Below are 22,040 nucleotides of genomic sequence, written 5' to 3'. Positions count from 1 at the left end.
TTATTTATTTATATGAGAAAAAAAATAAATCTGCTATTTTTCAGCATTTATCTCTTTTGGGCTAATCAACTAGTTGCTGAAACAACTTACCAGTTACCTGGTATTTCAAGCTATCAAGATGATAACACACAAGAAAAAATAAAAACTACAATATCACCAACAGCCAATTTAAACTTTCATATTGATCATAAAACAATTACATCAAGTGGTGTTAAAACGATCACACAAGCTATAAAACAACTAAGTACGGTACAAGTCTATAGCCAAACAAGTAGTAACCCTATTTTTTATATTCATGGCTTAAGAGCGCAGGTACTACTTAATGGACAGCCATTATCTGGATTTGATAGTAGTGCCAGTATGGTTAATTTAATCCCAATCAATAGTGTTGATTATATTAATATTTACACCAATGGCGATAGTACAAATTACCATGATGGCATGCTTGGTGGCATTATCAATATTGTTACTAAAATTAAACATACTCAAATTAGTATTACACCGACTTATCCAAAATATGGTCAATTATCTGCAAGTCTTACTAAAACCATTGATTCAAACAATCAATTAGGCATCATGCAGTCTATTAATAATAGCTATGGCTATCGAAATCATGATAATAGCCAATCATCCCAAAGTATGCTTACCTATCAGCATAACTATGATCGAGGCGAATTTAATAGTAATTTGATTTATTTATCTCAAAATAGTCAATTCCCAGGCGCTTTAACTGAAGATCAATATAATCAAAACCCTTATCAAGCTTCATCTGGTTGGGAGATATATAAAGAACGTAGTTTAAACCTTCAAAGTAATTGGCAACATCAATTAACTGAACAACAAAGCTTCCAAAGCCAATTACAATACCGTCAAATAGATGCTCAAGGCTATTTCCCACAATGGGGTAGTTCTTTTGAACAAACCTATCAAACAATCTCAATTTCTCCAAATTTAAATCTTTTTTTTAGTAATGAAAATTTAGACAGAACATTTTCAATACGTGCTGGTATCAATTACCGTTATGAGTCATTTGTTAATACCTCATCAATTAATAATGCCTATCGACAAAGCTTATTAAATACCAACCAATTTGAAGAATCATTAAATCAATGGCAATTCACCCAAGCAATAAGCTATGGCATTAGCTATGATCATGGCAGCTTTATTAATTACAGTACAATGCCAGCAACAACAAACCCACCAAGTAATGAAACGTATTACCCACTTTCTTATAATCTAGGTGTAACCTATCGCTTTAGTCCTAACTTACATAGTGGTATTGCATTTGCGCATAACTATCAGTTACCATTTATTGATCAATCTAATTTAACGCCTGAAATTCAGTCAGGTTTTGGCTTAGAGCCTCAGACCTCCAACGGTTTCACATTGACACAAATCTATAAAAACCATCAACTAATTCCCATTAAATTTAGTGGTGATCTTTATATTCTATGGATTGATAATCAAATTGCTTATGATCCAAGTCAACCATCAGCTAACCCGTTTCCCGGTACCAATGTTAACTTACCACCAGTTTTTCAATACGGTAGTGATTTAATCACCACGATTACCATTAATCAAAAACTACTAATTGGCATGAGCATTAATTTTAATGTTGCAAAATTTAAAAGTGGGCAGCTAGCCGATGGTACTTCTTTAGAAGGTAACTCTGTTCCAGGAATCCCTAATACAAATTATGAAGTTCATAGTCGGTTCTCATTTTTGGATCATTATCAATGGTACCTACAAGCACAGTATCATGGTAGTCAATATGCCGATGGTGACTTTGCCAATGCTGATGGCAAAGTTCAAGCTTATTGGTTAATTAATACTGCAATTAACTATCAATTACTCCCTTGGATCATATCTTTACGAATCAATAATTTGCTTAACGAAAAATACAATCAATACGTTACGGATATCAATCATCAGTGGAATTATTATCCAGGCAATGGTATTAATGGCTCTCTAACCATTACCTATCGATTTAAATAATATATGAAGGCTAATAAATGAAAGCAATAAATACAATTGGTTGGCTAATTTCTATCTTAGCACACCTAGTTATTGTATTTAGTTTACTTCCCTTAATAAATGATCAAACACCATTAAGCCTTCAACCACATTCAAATCAAATAAAAGCCATTATTTATGCAAGTTTAATTAATACTAAAAAATCAAAGTATCAAAATAAGCATCAAGAGCATCCACTAAATACACATGATATAATTTCTGAACAGCTAATAAATCAATATATTTCACCCAAAGCAATGATTCAGTCTTCAAAAACAAAGCCCAAAGAAAAAATAATCGAAAAAAAACCACAAAATCAAGATAGACAAGAAAAAGCTAAAGCTATAGTAAACAAAAATAGTTCTAAAAATAGTGCTTTAGATATTTCATCACAACCAACACCTAAAAAGTTATCTAATTATACAATAACACAATTACTCAAATCGCTAAATCAACAATTACAATTACGCCTTTGGCAAATTAATCCTTCACTGTATCAAAATCATCATGGCTATGTGTTAATTCGATTTATCTTAACACCCAAACATTCTATTAAAAGTGTCCAATTAATCCATTCTAGTGGCTATAGCCAATTAGATACCATCGCAATAAAACTATTAAAAAACTTAGATCTCTCAAAAACAAAAATTCCGCCTATAGCGGAATCAATCAAACTTCAACTTCCTGTTAAATTTGAGCAGGGACTCTAACACATCATCTATGTCTTCCCAGACAAACTATCCCTTGTTTTAGCTATCCATATCCAACTTCACTGTGCTAACTTCATGTCGACACCCTTGTGAAGGTTCCCTTTTTAAGGCTCCTTGCCTATATTCCCTGCTCTCTCAGTTAGTATATTAGCAATTCTAAATAACCGAATATATAGCAATTTTGACCTTCAACTTGTAAGATATATCTCAAGCAATTTTAAATTTTCAGATAAACACTATACATTGCTTGGCAAAGTAATGTAATTTCTGGCACACTTAAGACACTTTAAATAAACCAAAAAAATTATCAAATGATTTCCTTTATAGTTGCGTATGCCAAAAACCGAGTAATGGGTAAGAACAATCAACTGCCATGGCAGATTAGTGATGATTTAAAACTCTTCAAACAATATACACTCAACAAACCGATTGTTATGGGAAGAAAGACATATGAGTCAATTGGTCGTCCACTACCCAAAAGACGTAACATTATCTTAACACACAAAAAAAATTATAAAACAAATGGCATTGAGATATGTCATGATATTGAGCAAATCGATAAGCTAGTAAAAGATGAACCTGAAGTTTTTGTTATTGGTGGTGCCGAATTATTTAAGCTTTATATGCCTTTAGTAAAAAAAATGTATTTATCAAAAATTGATGCCAATATTGAAGGTGATACTTTTTTCCCAGATTGGGATAGTAATTTATGGCAAAAAACACAGCATCAATTCTATCCAAAAAATGAGCATAATGAATACGCTTTTGATTTTGAAATTTGGCAAAAATCTAATTTAGATTAGAATTTTACCGCAATACCTAACTCAATAGTTTGATCGAGTGGTCTAAAAGATTGTGATGTATTAGAGGCACCATTATCTTTAATTGGAGAACCTTTAGCAAAAACATAATCTAAATTAAGCATGAAATGCTTACTAAATTGGTATTTTACACCACCACCTAAACGAAATGTAACAGAAACATCAGTTGAATCATCAATCAGGTTGGTCGTTGTACTACCTGACTCTAGCTGATAATTATAACGATAAACTTCTAACCCAGTTCCAATAATTCCATATAACAATAAATGATTAATTACTTCATAACCGGGATTAAAGTCAAGATTCATTGATGCAACAGGTGCAATTCCACTACGATAGCCGCTACCTGAATAACCAAACTCGTTATTATCTAATTGAGAAAACGGATACCATACCGCATTGATTTGACCACCCAAATAAATACCATTCTTAAACTCATAGCCATAGCCAAAAAATAAAGAAATACCAGGACTATTTTTACTAAATTGGCCCCCTTGAGGACTAGCGGTAACATCATAATGGAAAAAAGTCTCCATAACACTGACACCCAAGAAATAGCCTGTAAAGTTCATTACTTTAGGGATCAGTGGTTTTGCAATACTTGGATCATAGGGCTGCTCTTGATAAACAAAGCTTTTTGAGTAAGGACTAATATCTGATGGGTAACTTTCGGCTAATGCCGAGTTTACCGTAAATAGCCCACATAAAATACCTGCTAAATGAATCGTTTTCTTCATAAGCTCACCCTAACCATATTAAATTGATTCAACACATATAAAACATATGAAATCATAGCACCGTAATGCTATATTGTCGAATAATTCATAATCAGCACTTTTTTGATAAGCTTTAAAATTGATATGCTAATCCAATCATAACCGATTGTGATAGTGGCCTGATTGATTGTGATTCATAATTTAGAAAACTACCATCTACCCAATAGGATGCACTCATAGGAGAGCCATAGCTATAGATATAAGTAAGCTTTGTCACAATATGCTTTGTAATTTTATATTTAATACCTAAACCTATTCTTGCAGCGATTGAATAAGCTGGTGAAGACATAAATACTTTATCTGTACTAGCAAATTTATTTTTACTCCAGCTAGATACTTGCCAACCATAATTAGTACGATACTGTGTATATGAAGCACCAAATATAGCATAAATAAGTAAGTTATCTGTAACTGCATAACCCGGTGTTAAATCAAAATAAATACTATATTGTGGTGCAATACCAGCATAAAAATTACCCCATTTATCACTAGGAAAATTAAATTCATTATTTGATAATGAACGGTCAAAATTATATTGAAAGCCACTTTCAACACCTAGATAATAATTATTTTTAAATTCATAACCATAACCTACATAAATAGAAGTTTCTGTACTTGTCTTTTTAAAATCTTGATTTCTTCCACCTGAAGAAGGTGAGTGACTGTATCGAAAGTTATTGAAAGTTGCACTTTCACCGACACCCAAATAAGATCCAGTAAAGGCACTATCTGCAAATGCAGTTGTTAATCCTATGCTTAGCATCATAAGCCCAGCAAATGATTTTTGATAAATATTCATAAAATCCCCCCAACTTAGAAATAAAAACTTCTAGCTTAAAATAAATAGTTAATATTAAAATTAATCGATTGTGTTTTTGGCTGAATATATTCATTCGCATTACCTGGCCCATAACGATTCATTGAAATAGGCGCACTGTAGGTGTAATCATACTCTAATCCAAGTATCATATGCTGCATTAATTTATATTTAATACCTAACCCTAGATCAAGTGCTAATGCTGAAACTTGGTTTTGAAGATAAACAGAATCATGACCATTTTTATTATTTTTATTCCACTGCGAGGCATGATAGCCAAATTGATTATTATAACTTGTTAAAGATGTGCCAATTACACCATAAAATAAAAATGAATGATAAACATAACCTGGCAATAGATGTAGGCTAAAGCTATATTTTGGAGCAAGTCCAACATAAAAATTACCCCATTCATTTGCAGGTAAATTTAAGATATTGCTTGATGCTGAATTATTAGGATAATAGCTTAATTGACCTTCAGCACCTAAATAGAGATTATTTTTAAATTGATAACCATAGCCCAATAGTAGTGATAAGCCATATTTGTTTTGTTTGAAATTATTATTTTTTGCTGTTGACTGATAATGATAATCCATATGATTTGCATTGATACCCAAACCAACATAAAAACCAGTAAATGTTGATTTTTTTCTATCATGACTAACATTTGGAAAATTATTTATATTAAGTAATGTACTTTCACTATTTAGTACAACATTGTCATTATTATCAGATATTGTATTATTTGCCAAAGCTGTACTAGATAAAGCACCTATAGTAATGCTCGCAATAACGAGTAAATTATAATATTTCATTAACGCCCCCCATTAACTATTTGATCAAGAAATATAAATGATCGTTAAACTGAGATAAATTATATCAAAAATAATCATATATAATATTAAAAATAATAAAATATATTTTTCTAAATTTTAAAATAGTGAACTTGCTACAATATAACTTTTCAGTTTGCAATATCTACATTAAGATTATGCTAATGACAAATATAATAATTTTTATGGTGAGTTCTGATGAAACCAATTGTATTAATTACTGGCGCTTCTTCTGGGTTTGGTAAAGCTTGTGCTGAAATTTACAATCAGCATGGCTATCCTACAATTTTAATTGCAAGACGCTATCAACGCTTAGTAGAGCTACAACATAAGTTTGAAAAAAATGCACCGTGCTATATCGCTGAAGTCGATATTACCAATCAAGGACAAATTAAACAGTTTTTAGCTGACTTACCTGAAAGCTTTAAACCAATTGGCATTTTAATCAATAATGCTGGCCTTGCATTAGGAACATATACTTTTGATAAACTACCTGAAACTGACTATAACCAGATGATCGACGTCAATATAAAAGGGGTTGTTGATCTTACACATTTAATTTTACCTGAAATGGTCAAACATAATTTGGGACATATTATTAATATTGGTTCAATTGCCGGCAGCTGGCCTTACCCTGGTGGTAATGTTTATTGTGCAACAAAAGCTTTTATTGCTCAGTTCTCTCGTGGTTTAAGAGCTGATTTACTAGGCAAGAATATACGCGTTACCAACATTGAACCAGGTTTGGCTGATACAGAATTCTCCAATGTTCGCTTTAAAGGTGATGCTCAAAAAGCACAATCGATTTATCATAATACAAAACCATTAACTGCTATAGATATTGCTGAAACTGTCTTTTTTGCAAGCTCAATGCCTAAACATGTCAATATTAATTCAATTGAAGTGATGCCAACGGTGCAAAGTTTTGGTGCCCTACCAGTGTGGAAAAGTGACTAAAATTATTTTAGACTATTGTTTCTGAATAATAAGGGAGGGGTATTATCAATGAAAACTCATAAGGTTAGTAAAAAAAATTTAAAATTAGAATATGAATGTAGCATGTGTTCCTTATATTATAAAGAACTTTATAATCAGCACAATATGGCAGAAATCATAACCATAAACTCACAACCGTTTATAAAAAAACCTGATATAAAAGGTAGCGAACCATCACATCAAGAAGTACAACAAGCAATCATTACTCTGGCAAAAAATGGCTTTTATATGGCCAATGCATGCTCTAGAAATTTTATCAAACTTACATCTGGTGATCTTATACCAACTGACTTTAGTGAAATACTTCATGAAAAAACTAATGCTAAAGAAATACCAGCACCAATTAGAGAGAAAATGCTTATTGATCATAAGAGCATCAGAGGAAGCTTACCCAAAGAAGTACAAATGGAATATATATGTGCGTTTACTCATATAGATATACAGGCTAAAACACAACGAATTAAACAACGGGTACCTCATCTATTTAATGTTAATGATGAAGCTAATCAACAAGCTGATGAAACAGAAGCATTAACTTTAAATTAAAAAACTGAAAATTTCTGAAAGTTAAAATATGAATGGGAGATACATTATCTGGCCTGATAAATATTGACCTCCCATACACAAGGAACAACACTTTAGGAGATTTCATTGTAGCAAAAACAACCCAAAATGAAAGTGATGAATTGTTGCAAAAAATTACTCTGTATTTAAGTGATTTTGCATTTTATAACTTATTATTTCATATTAATTTTTTAAAATTAATTATCTCAATTTTCAGGCTAATTACTTATGTTTTTATCAAACTATATTACAATTTTGTTAGTTTATATGTAAATTTTTTTAAGAATTTTGCTTGATTTTAGTCTTTTTTATTAGGCAAATACATAAGTAATATCAAAGTACTGCCCCCATCCGGTTGTATCCTGAGTACCACCACCAGGTATTGAACTACCATTTTTAATACCTGTCATATTACCAAAATATTTTAAACCATAACCAAGTGCAAATGACTGATAATGCCAATAAAACCCATTAAACCATTCGATTGAATAGCTTGATCGAGTATCATCATAAGTATCCATACCAAAGCCATAATCAAAGTAGCCTTGATAAGATATAAAACTACCATTTTTAAATGTATAAAATGGTTTAAACCAATTGATAGATAATTTATAACCATCCCAAGTATTTTCATTTGGTGCGCCATAATTCTCTCTTACATAGCGTGCATATAAGTTGACACCTACTTTACCAAACCAAGGCACCATGACATCGACACCTGGACCGATATACATATTAAACAGTTCTCGATCACCCACCTCAGCTAACGTTGAGATATACCATTCTTTAATTGGACCAACGCTTAAATCTTTATTTAAAATATCATTTAATGAAAAACGTGGTTGAATTTTAAAAAATAAATTATCACCGCCATGACGGTCATCTGAGCTATCATTAAAAATATCAAAGACATCTAAATAACCATATAAATCAACAAAGCCTGAACGACCACCAAACTCCATTTCTAAATAAGTAGTATCTTCAGCATGATAAGGTAGACGTGCATCTTGACTACGCATTAGATTAAACTGTAAAAACTTATAGTCTTTTGATTTTTTTGCTTTACTATCCTTATCCTTTTTAGTAGCTGGCTGATCACCTTTAACAGCATCTTTAGTTGTCGGCGTTGATTTTGCTTTTTCTGAAGTATTAGTGACTGATTTATTTTTTTGTTCTACATCTTGTGTCGTAGTTTGATCATTTTCTGACTTACTGTCATCTGATGCATAGAGCGCATTAAATGATAAAAACAAGAAACATAATATGATAAATCGATAAGAAAGTATTTTCATAATAATAAAAATCTCATTAGTTGATAAACGCAGGCATAGTAAGTTAATTAGAAATAAATCTCAAGTATTTAGATAAATATTTGATATAAAAATTAGATTATTTAATTAACAAAGCATATAAAATAATATATATGTATTATATTATTTTGTAATTATAAATTTGATGTTTAACATAAATGAATTTAAATTTTGCTTACAAATCAGCATAGTTAACTATATTTTAGATTAATATTTGAGCAATACTTACTAAAAGATATTATTTAAATCATAAAAGAAAATAATATACTTTACCATGATTTTGAAAGTTGGTTATTCTGACTTATTTCTTCTTGTTCATTTAACATATGAAAATCTGGAGTCATTGGTTGAATAACACCATGACTTTTTTCAGAAAACAAATTAGGTTGCTTGCTTTGCAGGTCATTTATTATATTTTTTGCCCTACCAATACTTTGAAAAAGTGCATCATTAAGATGATATCCATCATAATCTAAAGTTGTGATTGCAAAATTGATAAAACTCTCTGGGTTGTCTGCAATTTTTTTTCTTAAGTGTTCTTTATATCTATCTAATGGAATAATTTTTTCTATTTGTAATCCGCTTTCTTTTGCCTTTTGTTGCTGTAGCTTATGTAAGACCTCAATAATAAGTTCTAGCTCTTCATTATTAATATTTAATCCAGGCATAATGATAATAGTCCATATTGTATTTTTTACAAAAATATTACATTAATTTAAATTATTAAACCAAAATTTTCTATTATAAAATCAATCAAATTGAAATAATTTTATTTAAAAAATAAATAACTTATATTATAAAATTACTTATAAGTTAATTTTTAACATCTTGATATGATTATTTAATAATATATCTTAAATTACAATAATGATTGAAAATAAACACTGCAATGTATACGATATATTACTAGTAAAATTTTAAGTTATTATTAATTTAAGCTATTAACTAATTAATAGATACATTGGAGATTTAATCATCATGAGTAATAAAAAAGTAATCATTAATGTTATTGGGCTTTTAATGTTTGTTTGTAATTCTGTCACTATGGCTACTAATATCAGGTATTTACCTGAACCAGACACTAAACCCACACCTAAATTAAGTTCAGCACAAGAGTTACTAATTTTACAAGACAAAGAAGCCGCTTTAGAATATCAACTTGATCGCATTATGAAAAGTTTAGTTGAAGTAAAAGTGCAAATAGCAGCAATCAATAGAACTCTTACACTCAATTTGCAAGCGAATAATGGTTTTTCTTGGATAAACTCTAAAGAAGTAAAGTCTGATGCTTCGATTTATAAAGTAGATTCAAGCCAGTCTGCTTTTGGTATTTGTCAGGCTTATCATGCTGGCTATCTTTACCCTGGTATGATTACAGCTAAAGGCTGCGTTGTTACTTATGCAGGGCGTGCTTATACTAAAACCACATATAATGTTTTAATCGCGACAGTAGCTGGTTATTGGCAAGCAGGTAATAAAGTTGGCACTGAAATTCCCTATATAGGTAATACAAACCACTCTCGTTATCTGAATAATCCTGTGTTTATAAATGCAAATACCAAAAATTATGTTCCTAGCAATTCAAAAACCACTTCAAAAACAGTTAAGGTTAATCATCAGTTACCTAAAAATATACCTGTCTTTGGAGGCTATGAACGAGGTCACTATGTTTATATTTGTAGAGTAAATGTTGATAATCGCTATTATGTTGGTAAGGTGGTTAAGAATAATTGTAATTTTGCCTTAAAAAATAAAGAAATATTCCTGCCTGTTTATGAAGTATTATTACCTAAAAAACCTTAAACCTTTTATAAATAAGCACCACCGTCAACATTAATAATTGATCCTGTTATATTTGAATTAAGCGTTGCTAACACTATTGCTTGAGCAATTTCATCAGATTTTGCAATTCGTTTTAATGGCACACTTTGTTTCATGGAATCAAATAAGGATTCTTTATCACTTATTTGATCATAAAAGCTCGTATCCGTAGGACCAGGTGAAACAGCATTAATTCTGATTGGACTTAATTCAATCGCAAGTGTTTTAACTGCTTCATTAATGGCTAAATTGGTAATTTTAGGTGATAAAATATTGGCTAAGTTTTTATAAGCAATCGAGCCTGTAACTAGTGTAAATGATTCAATTGCTTTTAATTGTCTAATTGCATACTTTATAACTATCATATAATCCCAAAATTTATTAAACGCTGCTTTGGCATCTTTGACTTCTAGCTGATCTAAACTATCAAAAAGAAGTGGGTAGATTGCTGTAATAATAATATGTTTTATTGCTTGATTTTCTTTTAACGCATTTTCGATATCTGTTGACTTAGTTAAATCTAAATTAATTAAACCAAAGCCATCATCACTTAATTGTGTTTTTGCTTTAGCATTTTTTGAAGCAATTAGTACATTTAAATTGTTAGCCTTTAGACGATATGCACTAGCTAATCCAATTCCAGATGAACCACCAATAATTAACGTATCATATTTCATAATTAACCCCTTTTTATTGTTATTTTTATATATGATTTGAAAATTATAATATTTAGTAATAAAATTACAAGTACGTACAATTTTGATACTTAGTAACTAAAGTGTAACTATGAAACTAAAAGATAATGATCATTTAATTGACTGTCCCATCGAAATTGCTTCATCCGTTGTCGGTGGTAAATGGAAGTGTGTTATCTTATTTCGTCTATTAGATAACACAGTTAGATTTAATGAATTATCAAGATCTATTGATGGCATTACAAGGCGTATGTTAACTTTGCAACTAAGGGAATTAGAGGCGTTAGGCATTGTCAATCGCAAAGTATACCATCAAGTACCGCCAAAAGTTGAATACTCTTTAACGCCATTGGGTGCAAAATTAAAGCCTATACTAAAACAATTAAAAGCTTGGGGAGATATGTATATTAAATCTAAAAACTAAATTATTATTTTTAACAAGCGATCACAAACCAAAACAAAGATGCTTCAAACACCCATATTTAGTTTTTTGCATTTCATTCATTAGATAAGGAGGCTCACTTTTAATATTTTTCTCCTCTAATATTAAAGGGTCTTGCTCTTCTTCTTGTTTAAATTCTGTTAAATCATCACTACCATATTGATTTAAATTACTACTATCATCTGACTTAGGCAATAATTTTGAAATAGAAGCAAATTGATCATCTCTCTCTGTATATAAATCTAATAATGTATTCCCAAAGCGATCAGCTCCATTAGCTAACGCAATACGCTGCTCATCTGATACTGACCTTATAATATTTAGTGTTAAATCAAATTGATCAGAATGAAGACTTGCAATTACATGTAACACTGGCTGACCAAATCGATTCTGTTGATTTAATACAGCCATCTTTCTATCACTTGGTAACCCATTAAATTCTTCAGGTTCTAATATTTTTATAAGCTCTGGTATAAGTCTTTGATCGTTTAATATTTCAATTTTCTCTTCAGTGGATAATTCAGTAAAACCCTGAGATTTAATAAACTTTCTAATTTCATCAATTACATTAGCTGTCATTAATTTCTTAATCTCTTCTTTCATATAAAATCCAATATAGTTTAAATATTTAAAGATGAATTCTATATTAGAAAAATAAATATAAAATATTAATTTCATAAAGTCTTTGCTAATGCGATATCAATTATTTTTAAGTTACCCTAAATCATCTTATAGTTTAAAATAGATGCATATTCTAAAGTTATACTTTAGGTTTTAAGATTAAAATAAACTCAACATGCCAAATTCTAATTGATAAGTTTAAACTACTTGCAAAAGTTCTAGTAATACTAGACATTTTAAGAGTAAAACAAACCAAATATATTATATTGCCAATAACTTGTTATTTTAATGTAATTAAATCTGCGTTATTAAAGGGTAAGCTGTTTTCCTTTAATTAGGCTAATGCTTATTAAAGAAACTTTAATTAGATTCTCTCTTATTTTCGAAAATAAAGATGATGAAAATTTTCTAAATTGACGCATATAACTATCATCATTTATCATGTGATATCTTTAATTTCACATTTGGAAAATACCCATGAATATAGTTGAACAATCAATAATACATATTGCACTTGTTGTTAGAGACTATGATGAAGCTATCCAATTTTATACTCAAAAGCTAAACTTTGAATTAATAGAAGATACTTACCAACCTAAGCAAAATAAACGTTGGGTTGTTATTGCCCCTCCTAATTCAAAAGGCACTTCTATCCTTCTTGCTAAAGCATCTAAATCAGAACAACATACTTTTATTGGCAATCAAACAGGTGGAAGAGTCTTTTTATTTTTAAATACAAATGATTTCTGGCGTGATTATAATAATATGAAAAGTAAATGCGTTGAATTTGTCAGAGCTCCTTCAGAAGAAGAATATGGCACTGTTGCTGTATTTAAAGACTTATATGGTAATCTATGGGATTTACTACAACTTAAAACTCCATAGCTTTAAATATTTTATGCTAAAAACCGAAATCACCTCTTAACCCATTTCGTTTTTTTAACCATATTAGAACTAAAATCTGAAGCATTTTTTTGGATTTTATGAGATCTAAAAATACGCCTTTATGGCGGAGAGAGAGGGAAACCAACTTATATTTAACTAATTAATTTATAATCTATTTTTAAATTAAAATTTTTATGTTACCCCCACAGTTACCCCACATTATTTTTTTTACTTAAGGGTTAAAAAAGTTTTTTGCTAGTGCGAAATCAATTAGTTTTAAGTCATCCTAAATTATCTTATGGTTTAAAATAGACGCATATTCTAAAGTGATACTTTAGATTTTAAGATTAAAATAAACTCAACAGGCAAAATTCTAATTGATGAGTTTAAACTACTTGCCAAAATTCTAGTAATACTAGACATTTTAAGAGTAAAACAAACCAAATATATTATATTGCCAATAACTTGTTATTTTAATGTAATTAAATCTGCGTTATTAAAGGATAAGCTGTTTTCCTTTAATTAAGCTAATGCTTATTAAAGAAACTTTAATTAGATCTTTTCTTATTTTCGAAAATGGCAAAAATCGAAAATAAGGCATTTTCTTATTTTCACCCCCGCTAATTAAAATTCGCCTTATTAGCGAAAATCGTCAAAAACGAAAATAAGGACTTAATATAAATCACCATCCATTGTTTCAGTGAGCTTCGTTGGTTCTTCTAAAATTGTTAATATATCTGTCGAACAGTACACTTTGTTACGTTCACCTTCACTCGTTTGTTTGATAATATTCAGAGATTCGAGCTTTGAGACGGCACGTTGTGCTGTCGTAAATGCAACATCTAACATTTCAGCAACTTTACTTGTCGTGAAATATGGGTTCACAGCTAAATACTTTACAATCTCTTGAGCAATATCAGATGAACTAGTTGCTACTTGAAGTTGCCAATTATTAATTAAAGTATTAATTCTTTCAGCTCTGGATAATACATCTAAGCCCTGAATAGCTACACCATTTAAAAAATAATTAAGCCACTGATTCCACTGACCTTGGCTACTAATATTAAATAACTGCTTATAGTATTCATCTCGAGTAGCCTCAAAAAATGCACTTAAATATAAAAGTGGTGAAGGTAACTGCTTTTGCTCTATTAATAATAATGTAATTAGCAACCTACCAATACGACCATTACCATCTAAAAATGGATGAATTGCCTCAAACTGGTAATGACATAAAGCAATATGAATTAAAGGCGGTAAACTTCTATCATGTAAAAATGACTCAAACTCGCCTAAGCAATTCATTAAATCACCTGGCTCTGGTGGTACAAATTTCGCTGAATTTAAAGTACACCCTGGTGTACCTATCCAGTTTTGTGTTTTTCTAAACTCACCTGGTGTGGCATGCGAACCTCTAACTCCTTGCATTAAAATCTCATGCATTTCTTTTATCAATCGTAGCGACATTGGCAAATGGGCTAATCGCTCTAATGCATAATCTAAAGCCAATATATAATTCTGTACTTCTTGTAAATCATCTTTATTACGATCAACATGAATACCCGCATCATTGGCTAATACCTCACCTAACGTTGCTTGAGTTCCTTCAATTTTACTTGAAAGTACAGCCTCACGAGTAATAAAAGGGCGCATAAGTAAATGAGGATTTGGCAGCTTTTCACCTTCCATATACAATCGACCCAAAATATGGTCAGCCCTAGATAGGCTATTAATTAAAGCTGTATCCCATTTAATCTCTGGCGGTAATGGATTTGGTTTATAGGCATAATACCCCTTTAAGGTTTTAGTAATTGTACCTGCTGGTGAATTGCGAATTTCCATAACTGATCAACTAATTCTCATTTAAATCTATTCATGAAGTATATCTCTTATTTTCGAAAATGGCAAAAATCGAAAATAAGGCGTTTTCTTATTTTCACCTCCGCTAATTAAAATTTGCCTTATTAGCGAAAATTGCTAAAAACGAAAATAAGGATGGTGAAATTTTCTAAATTGACGCATATAACTATCATCATTTATCATATGATATCTTTAATTTCACATTTGGAAAATACCCATGAATATGGTTGAACAATCAATAGTACATATTGCGCTTGTCGTTAAAGACTATGATGAAGCTATTCAATTTTATACTCAAAAGCTAAATTTTGAATTAATAGAAGACACTTACCAACCTAAGCAAAATAAACGTTGGGTTGTTATTGCTCCTCCTAATTCAAAAGGCACTTCTATCCTTCTTGCTAAAGCATCTAAACCAGAACAACATACTTTTATTGGCAATCAAACAGGCGGAAGAGTCTTTTTATTTTTAAATACAAATGATTTCTGGCGTGATTATAATAATATGAAAAGTAAAGGCGTTGAATTTGTTAGAGACCCTTCAGAAGAAGAATATGGTACTGTTGCTGTGTTTAAAGACTTATATGGTAATTTATGGGATTTACTACAACTTAAAACTCCATAGCTCTAAATATTTAACGCCAAAAACCGAAATCATCACTTAAGCCATTTCGTTTTTTTGATCATATTATAGCTAAAATTTTAAGACGTTGTGATCACTCATATTCTTTAATGATTATTTATGGACTCATATTTTTAGAATAAAAAAGCGAAACGAAATCAATTTTTTTTGTGACGCAGAATAGGCTTTTGGCGGGTGAATCACCCCCACTAAGTTTTGGGTTGAAAGTACCTTTTTTAGATTTTATAAGCAATCAAGCTAATAATTCATAAAAAGCATTGTAATTAAGATTACACTTAAAGAAAAATGAACAGTCAAAAAGTAGAACAAATGAACATATACACTAAAAGTTGTTTTCTGTTTGTAATTTGTTTGTTGCTCGCAAGTTGTGCAACTAAAATACCTTATTCTCCAAAACAATTAAACGAAAATGAAGCTCTTTTCACGATTGAAAGAGCTTTTTTAGAACAACCTGAAAAATTCCGCCCAAGGAGCATCTTAATAACAAATAAATATATAGCTTTAAGTGATGGTGTAATTAGTAAGACATCAGGTAAAAGTGGTTCTACTATAATTTACTCATCAGCACTTACTACGTCAAAGAGTACTACTCAAGCATACAAACATGAAAGTCGAATATATTATGCATCCATTGATAAAATAGAACTTTATTCTAAAAAAAATTATTATATCGTTGTATTAAAAAGAAATACTGGTCATACCATTAAGAAAGTTTATATCTACAATAAAAATTTAGCTGAAAAATTTATTGATTCAATTACATACTTCAAAAATAATTATAATCATTCTAGTTGAATCCTTACCAATAGGGGTTTAGCCGCGTTGCGGTAAAACTAATTTAGTGCCCCAAGTTTGGGGAACCCTAGATAACCTCCTAAAAATTTAGGAGATTAAATTCAACAAACTTTTTAATGGGCTCAAATTTGAGCCCACCTATTTTATAAGCCAACTTACATGTTTTGTATCTAGTTATGCACAAATCGCCTATTGAATACAGTATTTTAACAGTATTAATCAATTAATAATCTGATTATCATTTAAACAATACAATTTTAAATGGCGAATGATGATGACTGACTATAAAAAGATATTTGACGATGCACTTGAAAATTACTCTAGTAGTACTGAACGCCCAGGCTATACTAGTGGTTGGTTTACCTGGTTAAGGCATGATAATAAGATGTATGATCATATACAAGATTTAAAAGATCAGTTATCAAGCTCTACTTCAGATGAAAAATCAATCCAAATATTACAGAATTACTTTAAGTCAGATGAGACAACATTCAATAATCATTCCTTTTCTTTATACTTAATTGATGCGCTTGAAGCAAACTGCCCTAATGATGGTTGGGATGAATATTACCCCCAAGGCAAGAAAGTAAAATTCTATATTGGTGAGATTTATAGAGGAACATTACAACATCCAAATAGCGCTTTTAAAGTTGGTATGTCTGCCTCTAGTAGTAAATCTATTGAAGACTATACTCCTGATACTTCTGGAGGAACAGGAATTTCAACAGCAAAAGATAGAGCTATCGCAAAGGAGTATTCACATACAACAACTCAAATAGCTGCTAAAGGTCAAGTTAGAGTAGACTCTTCCAATTCACCTTAAGTCTTACTTGACATCATAACTTTATACATTTGGGTGATATGGTTTAATTTTTTTATTCCTCTATAAATAACTAAAATACCAGGTGGATGCTTGTTTCTTTCATTTTTATGACCGCCTAATTTGACGACCATAGCATAAAATTCTTTTAATGTTGGGATGTCATTTATGTTACTTGAAAAATAAACATTTACAGCTTGAATTTCTTCAATACTAAACATTTCTTTCGCTAAGATTGGAACATCTAGTCTGGATTGAGAAATTAAATAATAAGTTTGATAAGCTGCTATATTTATCATTGTTAAGAGATTTTGAATTGCATCTCTAGAGTGATGTAAATAAATTTTATCAGCATCATAAGCAGTTTTCAGAACCTTATGAAAGGTTTCAATATGCCAACGCTTTTTATATGACTCAATAACAAATCTTACTTGATTAAAAGTTTTTACTGGTAAGTTAGTCAATAATAACCAGCTTAAATCATCGTTGCTTACTTCAACTATATTCATTTTAACGGGATCTAGCTTGTTTTGCCTATGATTGGCACCACGATGCACTGGCGGTATCAACACATTTTCTAATGATTTCATAGTAAATGAACTACTATACTCCTTATGAGTTTTTGGGTGTGTAAGTTCAATTATTGTTCTACCAAGAGGAAATTGCTTTTTTAATAACTCTGTAATTCTATTTTTTCTTGCTCTAGCGGATTTACCAGTTGGTCTATTTATATATTTGCATCGAATAATAAACTTAAGATCTCCATGCCTTAAATCATTATGTAACTCAAAAAAATCAGCTTCTCTATCACATAATAAAATTACTTTTTGCTTATACTTATTATCTTTAAGTTCTTTTATATTCTGTGATACAAATCTGCGCCAACGGCTTGAGGCAATTGCCTCGAAATCAGAACGATGTGAAGAGTATTTTTGGCTATCTTCATAGCCCATAAAATCAAGTTCCAAAATACCCAATGGAATATCATTTGAGTCAACACAAAAGGATGTATGCTGCATTAAGCCTAATTGTATATGACTTCCTTGTTTCCCTATTACTCCTAAATCAACTTTAGCTGTATGGCTAGTATAATTATAAAAAGTACTATCTTGTATGATATAAATATGTTCACTGCTATTACTACTTATTCTTTGCAATGTACTTTGACGATGCGGTAAAAGTAAATGCATCCAATTAACTTTTGGATTACTAAAGAAGTCATATGGACATCTAGCTTCATTTTTATCATCTGTTAATGACTGAATACAGCTTCCAGGGTTGCTCAAGAGATTATCACCTATTTTAAACGCTCTTTTATTTAGCCTAGCATCATTTAAATTTATACTGGAAAGCTCTTCTTCAAAAAAACTACTAGCTGTTTGCATTATTTAGATTCAACTATATGTATTTTAAAACTTTTATTATTTAAAAGCATTTGAAGCGTAATTGCAATGTCAAGTAAGACTTAAGGTGAATTGGAAGGGTATAGGCTAATTTAACATGTGATGAGTCCATTCTTAACAACATGTATTTAACTATTCTAGATATACCTATAGTCCAATTCAACTGCAATAACTCATAGCTACAAAAATACTCAGCTACTAGAAATAGCATCAGATTAACTATATTTAATTATCAAATAACTTTGGTATAGTTGAATTCTGTTGAAATTCTTGGGCTTGAGTTGCAAATAATGAACTCGGAGCAGACATAGAAAATGATGGTTGCTCTAATTTATGTAGTACAGCCACTACTTGAGGATCTACTTGAACAACACTTAATTCTTCTTTTAATGCTTCTTTCCACGGCTGACTAAAAGACACAACATTAAAGTAAATATTTCCAATTTGTTGATCACTTAAAGAATTTATTACTAACTGAGATTCTTCTCGTGTCAGACTTCGCTCTAATGATACTCTTAAAAACTTCTGTTCATCTTTTTCAGGGATATGCACATCTTCTGCTAGTCTGGTTGCGATTTCTCCATAATTTTTATTTTGGTATATTGATGCTAAATAAGCATTAATAACTAAAGGAGTTCCTTCAGAACATTCCTGACCACTTTCATTGGTATTTTCAATAAATTGACCTAGTTTTATAATATCACTTATAGTCAATAAACTTTTTTCATTCGAAGAAAGGCTCGTAGAAGACCTAATAACTGATAGGCCAATATCATATTGGTTTTTCAAATCTACAATAAATTTTTTATCATTAATTAAGATACCAATAAAAGGATTTTGGTCATATCGACTATTAATACAGTCAAATAATTCTATGGCTTCTTCTGGGCTAAGTGTATTTATTGTTATTTCTCTATCATTTGCATTCGATAATTTTAATAAGTAGTCTTGTTTTGCTACATTTGATAGCTCTGATTGTAATTCTTTAGTTTTTTCTAATTCAATATATGACTCAAATCGTTCCAAAACATAATTATACATTGGATGCTGAACACTTAATGCATTTAAAATGACGCTATGAAATGACTTTTGGTCTTCTGGTGCCTGTTTCTCATTCGCTGCAAGTGCTTTTGCTATTAAGATAGCTTGATCATTAGGAATATTTAGGATTTTTGAATCAATCCCATTATTGTCTAACTCATAATTAATTTTTGCTTTAATTGCTTCTTCAGTAAAGAATCCTGAGTTTTCAATAATAACAGTAAAGTTCGTTTCAATTGCTGCTTGTATCATTAGTGTATTTTTCGCTTGTTCTATTTGTTCTAAGCTAGGTTTACTTATACCTAAAGCTTCACAAGTCTTTGGTGACATTACACAGGCAAAACCTTTCTTCCATATATCTGTTGAACCAGAGTCTTTCTGAATTGAAATATTTGCTTGTCTAAATTGACGCTCATAGTTTAGAAGGTCAAGCATTGCTCTAATTTCAAGATCATCAGGATTTTGAAGGCTGTAAGCATTGACATATACAGTTTGCATATCTGTTAATCCTAGCCTAGTAAATTCTTGATCGCTTAAATTTTTTTGCATTTGTGCTTTTAAATTTACATTAACTTCAGCTTGCTGCGGATAATCAAAATAATATCCTGCAGCTAAAATCTGCGGAGCAGTATCAAGATCAATTTTCAAACTTGCCTGTTCTTCTTCTCCTTTATGCATATATTGACCAAGAGTATATTTATCTTGAGAGTTATAAAACTCTTGAGCTGACTCAAACCATCTTTGAGCACCTTGAGATAACGGCATTACACAACCCCTATTATAATTCTTTCAAATTGATTATTTTTCATTCATGATTTTAATACTACCCTATTATCAAACACCTGTAAATATTAAAAATATATAAAATACTACATTTATTTATATTTTATTAATAATTAAATGATTGGAGTGTTAATATTAATGGGGACTGTTTTTTTAAGCAAATTTAAACTTTCAGCTCATGTACAACATACCTTAAGTTTGATAAGTAAAACCCGTAATTTATTCTCAGTTAATGTTAGCCGATATAAAAGTTCAGCCAATGAACAACGTTATCAATTTAACTTGTCAAAAGCAATATGGGATGAAGCAGCACGGGCTATTTGCGCCTAAATTTCAAGGTTGTGGTATTCTCTTAATCAGATATAGTTAAGTTGACGGTGCCTGCCAAAAAGAAATAACCCTTGTTTTTGTGGCAGTGGTAAAAAATTCAAAAATTGTTGTTTGCATTGAGATGAATTATGTCTAATCAATCTCAGCGTTATGTCTGTAGATTTGTCTAAAGTATAAGTTAGTGGAGTTATTTTTATTAAACTAAATCAATATAGCAAAAGTTTATTCTTATCTAGACTAATGAAGCGATAGAAGCAACTGCAAGTAGGATACCAAACGCACCTTTTAATTTTCTTTGTGATAATCTAGCTGCTATTTTTGTACCTATAGGTGCAAATAACATGGCAGTAACAGCAAATGAAATAACAGCTGGCCAGTAGATATAGCCTGTACTAAAGCTAGGCAGATTTGGATTATTAAATCCAACTATCAAATACGTAATAGCTGCGACAAAAGTGACAGGTAAACCAAATAATGCTGAAGTTCCAATGGCATGATGAATTTTACTGTGACGATTTAAAAAGGCGGTCATTACAGATACACCGCCGACACCAACTAAACCTGAAATTAATGCAATAAGAAAAGAGATAACACTATGTGAAATGCCGGATATTTTGTTAGTTGTCTGATCTTCTAAAGAAGGTTTAATTGCTTTATAGATCATAATAAAGGCTATTAACAATACAAATACACTAAAAAATATTTTTAGTACAGTAGCTGGCACAAATCCTGCAAGAATTGCACCAACTACAGCACCAAGGACTCCCCCCAGGAGTAAATAGCGTAAAAATAAAGGCCAATGAATATTTTTTAATTTATGATGTTGAATTAAAGCTGGGATATTGGTAATCGTTGCTGTCATAACGGATGTCCCAATAGCTAAATGTAAAGCAGCATAAGCACCAATGTGTTTTGCAGTAAGTAGAAAGCTCACTAATGGTACAATCACAATGGCACCACCAATACCAAATAACCCAGTTAATAAACCAATGAAAATACCTGCTAAAACTAAAATCACAAAAAACATGTTAATATTCCTTACTATATAAATCGTTGTTAAG

The 22,040-nt window shown here is 30.6% G+C and carries 24 protein-coding genes; 13 read left to right on the top strand and 11 right to left on the bottom strand.

Going from position 1 to position 22,040, the window contains the following annotated elements:
* Positions 1–12 precede the first annotated feature (12 nt).
* From KFE69_02130 to KFE69_02120, 3 genes are all read left to right on the top strand, one after another.
* Complete coding sequence (locus KFE69_02130) at positions 13–1,995, top strand: TonB-dependent receptor (GenBank protein UTW42960.1); 1,983 nt, start codon at positions 13–15, stop codon at positions 1,993–1,995.
* A 17-nt stretch (positions 1,996–2,012) separates the two neighbouring features.
* Positions 2,013–2,723 carry a TonB family protein gene (locus KFE69_02125; GenBank protein ID UTW42959.1) on the top strand — a complete coding sequence of 237 codons (711 nt, stop codon included), beginning with the start codon at positions 2,013–2,015 and terminating at the stop codon, positions 2,721–2,723.
* A 311-nt stretch (positions 2,724–3,034) separates the two neighbouring features.
* On the top strand, positions 3,035–3,526 hold the full coding sequence (locus KFE69_02120; GenBank protein UTW42958.1) for a dihydrofolate reductase: 492 nt from the start codon (positions 3,035–3,037) through the stop codon (positions 3,524–3,526).
* Here the strand turns inward: KFE69_02120 and KFE69_02115 are convergent.
* The 3 genes from KFE69_02115 to KFE69_02105 form a co-directional block, all read right to left on the bottom strand.
* The gene (locus KFE69_02115; protein UTW42957.1) at positions 3,523–4,281 is read right to left on the bottom strand and encodes an outer membrane beta-barrel protein; all 759 of its coding nucleotides are present in this window, start codon (positions 4,279–4,281) and stop codon (positions 3,523–3,525) included. The genes KFE69_02120 and KFE69_02115 overlap by 4 nt on opposite strands.
* Before the next feature lie 112 nt (positions 4,282–4,393).
* Positions 4,394–5,119 carry an outer membrane beta-barrel protein gene (locus KFE69_02110; GenBank protein UTW42956.1) on the bottom strand — a complete coding sequence of 242 codons (726 nt, stop codon included), beginning with the start codon at positions 5,117–5,119 and terminating at the stop codon, positions 4,394–4,396.
* Between the two features lie 35 nt (positions 5,120–5,154).
* Positions 5,155–5,952 (bottom strand): outer membrane beta-barrel protein, encoded by a 798-nt coding sequence (locus tag KFE69_02105; GenBank protein UTW42955.1) that lies wholly within the window; start codon positions 5,950–5,952, stop codon positions 5,155–5,157.
* Between the two features lie 216 nt (positions 5,953–6,168).
* Between KFE69_02105 and KFE69_02100 the strand changes: the two genes are divergently transcribed.
* Together KFE69_02100 and KFE69_02095 are read left to right on the top strand one after the other, a co-directional pair.
* Positions 6,169–6,927 carry an SDR family NAD(P)-dependent oxidoreductase gene (locus tag KFE69_02100; GenBank protein ID UTW42954.1) on the top strand — a complete coding sequence of 253 codons (759 nt, stop codon included), beginning with the start codon at positions 6,169–6,171 and terminating at the stop codon, positions 6,925–6,927.
* A gap of 48 nt (positions 6,928–6,975) precedes the next feature.
* The gene (locus KFE69_02095; GenBank protein UTW42953.1) at positions 6,976–7,512 is read left to right on the top strand and encodes a hypothetical protein; all 537 of its coding nucleotides are present in this window, start codon (positions 6,976–6,978) and stop codon (positions 7,510–7,512) included.
* A 329-nt stretch (positions 7,513–7,841) separates the two neighbouring features.
* On the opposite strand, the gene KFE69_02090 is transcribed toward KFE69_02095, so the two are convergent.
* Together KFE69_02090 and KFE69_02085 are read right to left on the bottom strand one after the other, a co-directional pair.
* Positions 7,842–8,822: an outer membrane protein OmpK gene (locus KFE69_02090; protein ID UTW42952.1), complete on the bottom strand. Its 981-nt coding sequence runs from the start codon at positions 8,820–8,822 to the stop codon at positions 7,842–7,844.
* 287 nt (positions 8,823–9,109) lie between these two features.
* A complete protein-coding gene (locus KFE69_02085; protein ID UTW42951.1) occupies positions 9,110–9,508 on the bottom strand; it encodes a hypothetical protein in 399 nt (132 codons plus the stop codon).
* A gap of 310 nt (positions 9,509–9,818) precedes the next feature.
* On the opposite strand from KFE69_02085, the gene KFE69_02080 reads away from it, so the two are divergent.
* Positions 9,819–10,643: a DUF3421 domain-containing protein gene (locus tag KFE69_02080; protein ID UTW42950.1), complete on the top strand. Its 825-nt coding sequence runs from the start codon at positions 9,819–9,821 to the stop codon at positions 10,641–10,643.
* A 5-nt stretch (positions 10,644–10,648) separates the two neighbouring features.
* Here the strand turns inward: KFE69_02080 and KFE69_02075 are convergent, their stop codons facing one another.
* Positions 10,649–11,338 carry an SDR family oxidoreductase gene (locus tag KFE69_02075; GenBank protein ID UTW42949.1) on the bottom strand — a complete coding sequence of 230 codons (690 nt, stop codon included), beginning with the start codon at positions 11,336–11,338 and terminating at the stop codon, positions 10,649–10,651.
* 109 nt (positions 11,339–11,447) lie between these two features.
* Here KFE69_02075 and KFE69_02070 point away from each other — a divergent pair, with 109 nt between their 5' ends.
* A complete protein-coding gene (locus KFE69_02070) occupies positions 11,448–11,780 on the top strand; it encodes a helix-turn-helix transcriptional regulator (protein UTW42948.1) in 333 nt (110 codons plus the stop codon).
* 21 nt (positions 11,781–11,801) lie between these two features.
* On the opposite strand, the gene KFE69_02065 is transcribed toward KFE69_02070, so the two are convergent.
* The gene (locus KFE69_02065; protein ID UTW42947.1) at positions 11,802–12,401 is read right to left on the bottom strand and encodes a hypothetical protein; all 600 of its coding nucleotides are present in this window, start codon (positions 12,399–12,401) and stop codon (positions 11,802–11,804) included.
* 495 nt (positions 12,402–12,896) lie between these two features.
* On the opposite strand from KFE69_02065, the gene KFE69_02060 reads away from it, so the two are divergent.
* The gene (locus KFE69_02060; GenBank protein UTW42946.1) at positions 12,897–13,304 is read left to right on the top strand and encodes a VOC family protein; all 408 of its coding nucleotides are present in this window, start codon (positions 12,897–12,899) and stop codon (positions 13,302–13,304) included.
* A 672-nt stretch (positions 13,305–13,976) separates the two neighbouring features.
* Here the strand turns inward: KFE69_02060 and KFE69_02055 are convergent.
* Positions 13,977–15,146: a Fic family protein gene (locus KFE69_02055; GenBank protein UTW42945.1), complete on the bottom strand. Its 1,170-nt coding sequence runs from the start codon at positions 15,144–15,146 to the stop codon at positions 13,977–13,979.
* A gap of 241 nt (positions 15,147–15,387) precedes the next feature.
* Between KFE69_02055 and KFE69_02050 the strand changes: the two genes are divergently transcribed.
* The 3 genes from KFE69_02050 (at position 15,388) to KFE69_02040 (ending at position 17,425) form a co-directional block, all read left to right on the top strand.
* Positions 15,388–15,789, top strand: a complete 402-nt coding sequence (locus KFE69_02050) for a VOC family protein (protein UTW43949.1) — start codon at positions 15,388–15,390, stop codon at positions 15,787–15,789.
* Positions 15,790–16,092: 303 nt separating this feature from the next.
* The gene (locus KFE69_02045) at positions 16,093–16,602 is read left to right on the top strand and encodes a hypothetical protein (protein UTW42944.1); all 510 of its coding nucleotides are present in this window, start codon (positions 16,093–16,095) and stop codon (positions 16,600–16,602) included.
* Between the two features lie 274 nt (positions 16,603–16,876).
* A complete protein-coding gene (locus KFE69_02040) occupies positions 16,877–17,425 on the top strand; it encodes a hypothetical protein (GenBank protein UTW42943.1) in 549 nt (182 codons plus the stop codon).
* Here the strand turns inward: KFE69_02040 and KFE69_02035 are convergent.
* Together KFE69_02035 and KFE69_02030 are read right to left on the bottom strand one after the other, a co-directional pair.
* Positions 17,422–18,807, bottom strand: a complete 1,386-nt coding sequence (locus KFE69_02035; protein UTW42942.1) for an IS4 family transposase — start codon at positions 18,805–18,807, stop codon at positions 17,422–17,424. The two genes, KFE69_02040 and KFE69_02035, sit on opposite strands and share 4 nt — an antisense overlap.
* A 243-nt stretch (positions 18,808–19,050) precedes the next feature.
* Positions 19,051–20,631: a hypothetical protein gene (locus KFE69_02030; protein UTW42941.1), complete on the bottom strand. Its 1,581-nt coding sequence runs from the start codon at positions 20,629–20,631 to the stop codon at positions 19,051–19,053.
* 156 nt (positions 20,632–20,787) lie between these two features.
* Between KFE69_02030 and KFE69_02025 the strand changes: the two genes are divergently transcribed.
* Positions 20,788–20,979 carry a transposase gene (locus KFE69_02025; GenBank protein ID UTW42940.1) on the top strand — a complete coding sequence of 64 codons (192 nt, stop codon included), beginning with the start codon at positions 20,788–20,790 and terminating at the stop codon, positions 20,977–20,979.
* A gap of 51 nt (positions 20,980–21,030) precedes the next feature.
* Positions 21,031–21,099 carry an SEC-C domain-containing protein gene (locus KFE69_02020; GenBank protein UTW43948.1) on the top strand — a complete coding sequence of 23 codons (69 nt, stop codon included), beginning with the start codon at positions 21,031–21,033 and terminating at the stop codon, positions 21,097–21,099.
* A gap of 112 nt (positions 21,100–21,211) precedes the next feature.
* On the opposite strand, the gene KFE69_02015 is transcribed toward KFE69_02020, so the two are convergent.
* Positions 21,212–22,006 carry a sulfite exporter TauE/SafE family protein gene (locus KFE69_02015; GenBank protein ID UTW42939.1) on the bottom strand — a complete coding sequence of 265 codons (795 nt, stop codon included), beginning with the start codon at positions 22,004–22,006 and terminating at the stop codon, positions 21,212–21,214.
* Positions 22,007–22,040: the final 34 nt, after the last annotated feature.

Source organism: bacterium SCSIO 12844 (assembly GCA_024397935.1).
GTDB lineage: Bacteria > Pseudomonadota > Gammaproteobacteria > Francisellales > Francisellaceae > M0027.
Note: the sequence above shows the minus strand (reverse complement) of the source record. Positions and strands in the feature narration are given on the sequence as shown.

Excerpts from the sequence above, each read along its gene's own strand:
- KFE69_02095 (UTW42953.1), top strand. The coding sequence starts at position 6,976 with ATGAAAACTCATAAGGTTAGTAAAAAAAATTTAAAATTAGAATATGAA.
- KFE69_02105 (UTW42955.1), bottom strand. The coding sequence starts at position 5,952 with ATGAAATATTATAATTTACTCGTTATTGCGAGCATTACTATAGGTGCT.
- KFE69_02040 (UTW42943.1), top strand. The coding sequence starts at position 16,877 with ATGACTGACTATAAAAAGATATTTGACGATGCACTTGAAAATTACTCT.
- KFE69_02130 (UTW42960.1), top strand. The coding sequence starts at position 13 with ATGAGAAAAAAAATAAATCTGCTATTTTTCAGCATTTATCTCTTTTGG.
- KFE69_02075 (UTW42949.1), bottom strand. The coding sequence starts at position 11,338 with ATGAAATATGATACGTTAATTATTGGTGGTTCATCTGGAATTGGATTA.
- KFE69_02125 (UTW42959.1), top strand. The coding sequence starts at position 2,013 with ATGAAAGCAATAAATACAATTGGTTGGCTAATTTCTATCTTAGCACAC.
- KFE69_02090 (UTW42952.1), bottom strand. The coding sequence starts at position 8,822 with ATGAAAATACTTTCTTATCGATTTATCATATTATGTTTCTTGTTTTTA.
- KFE69_02045 (UTW42944.1), top strand. The coding sequence starts at position 16,093 with ATGAACAGTCAAAAAGTAGAACAAATGAACATATACACTAAAAGTTGT.
- KFE69_02100 (UTW42954.1), top strand. The coding sequence starts at position 6,169 with ATGAAACCAATTGTATTAATTACTGGCGCTTCTTCTGGGTTTGGTAAA.
- KFE69_02025 (UTW42940.1), top strand. The coding sequence starts at position 20,788 with ATGGGGACTGTTTTTTTAAGCAAATTTAAACTTTCAGCTCATGTACAA.
- KFE69_02065 (UTW42947.1), bottom strand. The coding sequence starts at position 12,401 with ATGAAAGAAGAGATTAAGAAATTAATGACAGCTAATGTAATTGATGAA.
- KFE69_02120 (UTW42958.1), top strand. The coding sequence starts at position 3,035 with ATGATTTCCTTTATAGTTGCGTATGCCAAAAACCGAGTAATGGGTAAG.
- KFE69_02035 (UTW42942.1), bottom strand. The coding sequence starts at position 18,807 with ATGCAAACAGCTAGTAGTTTTTTTGAAGAAGAGCTTTCCAGTATAAAT.
- KFE69_02050 (UTW43949.1), top strand. The coding sequence starts at position 15,388 with ATGGTTGAACAATCAATAGTACATATTGCGCTTGTCGTTAAAGACTAT.
- KFE69_02055 (UTW42945.1), bottom strand. The coding sequence starts at position 15,146 with ATGGAAATTCGCAATTCACCAGCAGGTACAATTACTAAAACCTTAAAG.
- KFE69_02070 (UTW42948.1), top strand. The coding sequence starts at position 11,448 with ATGAAACTAAAAGATAATGATCATTTAATTGACTGTCCCATCGAAATT.
- KFE69_02085 (UTW42951.1), bottom strand. The coding sequence starts at position 9,508 with ATGCCTGGATTAAATATTAATAATGAAGAGCTAGAACTTATTATTGAG.
- KFE69_02030 (UTW42941.1), bottom strand. The coding sequence starts at position 20,631 with ATGCCGTTATCTCAAGGTGCTCAAAGATGGTTTGAGTCAGCTCAAGAG.
- KFE69_02080 (UTW42950.1), top strand. The coding sequence starts at position 9,819 with ATGAGTAATAAAAAAGTAATCATTAATGTTATTGGGCTTTTAATGTTT.
- KFE69_02115 (UTW42957.1), bottom strand. The coding sequence starts at position 4,281 with ATGAAGAAAACGATTCATTTAGCAGGTATTTTATGTGGGCTATTTACG.
- KFE69_02060 (UTW42946.1), top strand. The coding sequence starts at position 12,897 with ATGAATATAGTTGAACAATCAATAATACATATTGCACTTGTTGTTAGA.
- KFE69_02110 (UTW42956.1), bottom strand. The coding sequence starts at position 5,119 with ATGAATATTTATCAAAAATCATTTGCTGGGCTTATGATGCTAAGCATA.
- KFE69_02015 (UTW42939.1), bottom strand. The coding sequence starts at position 22,006 with ATGTTTTTTGTGATTTTAGTTTTAGCAGGTATTTTCATTGGTTTATTA.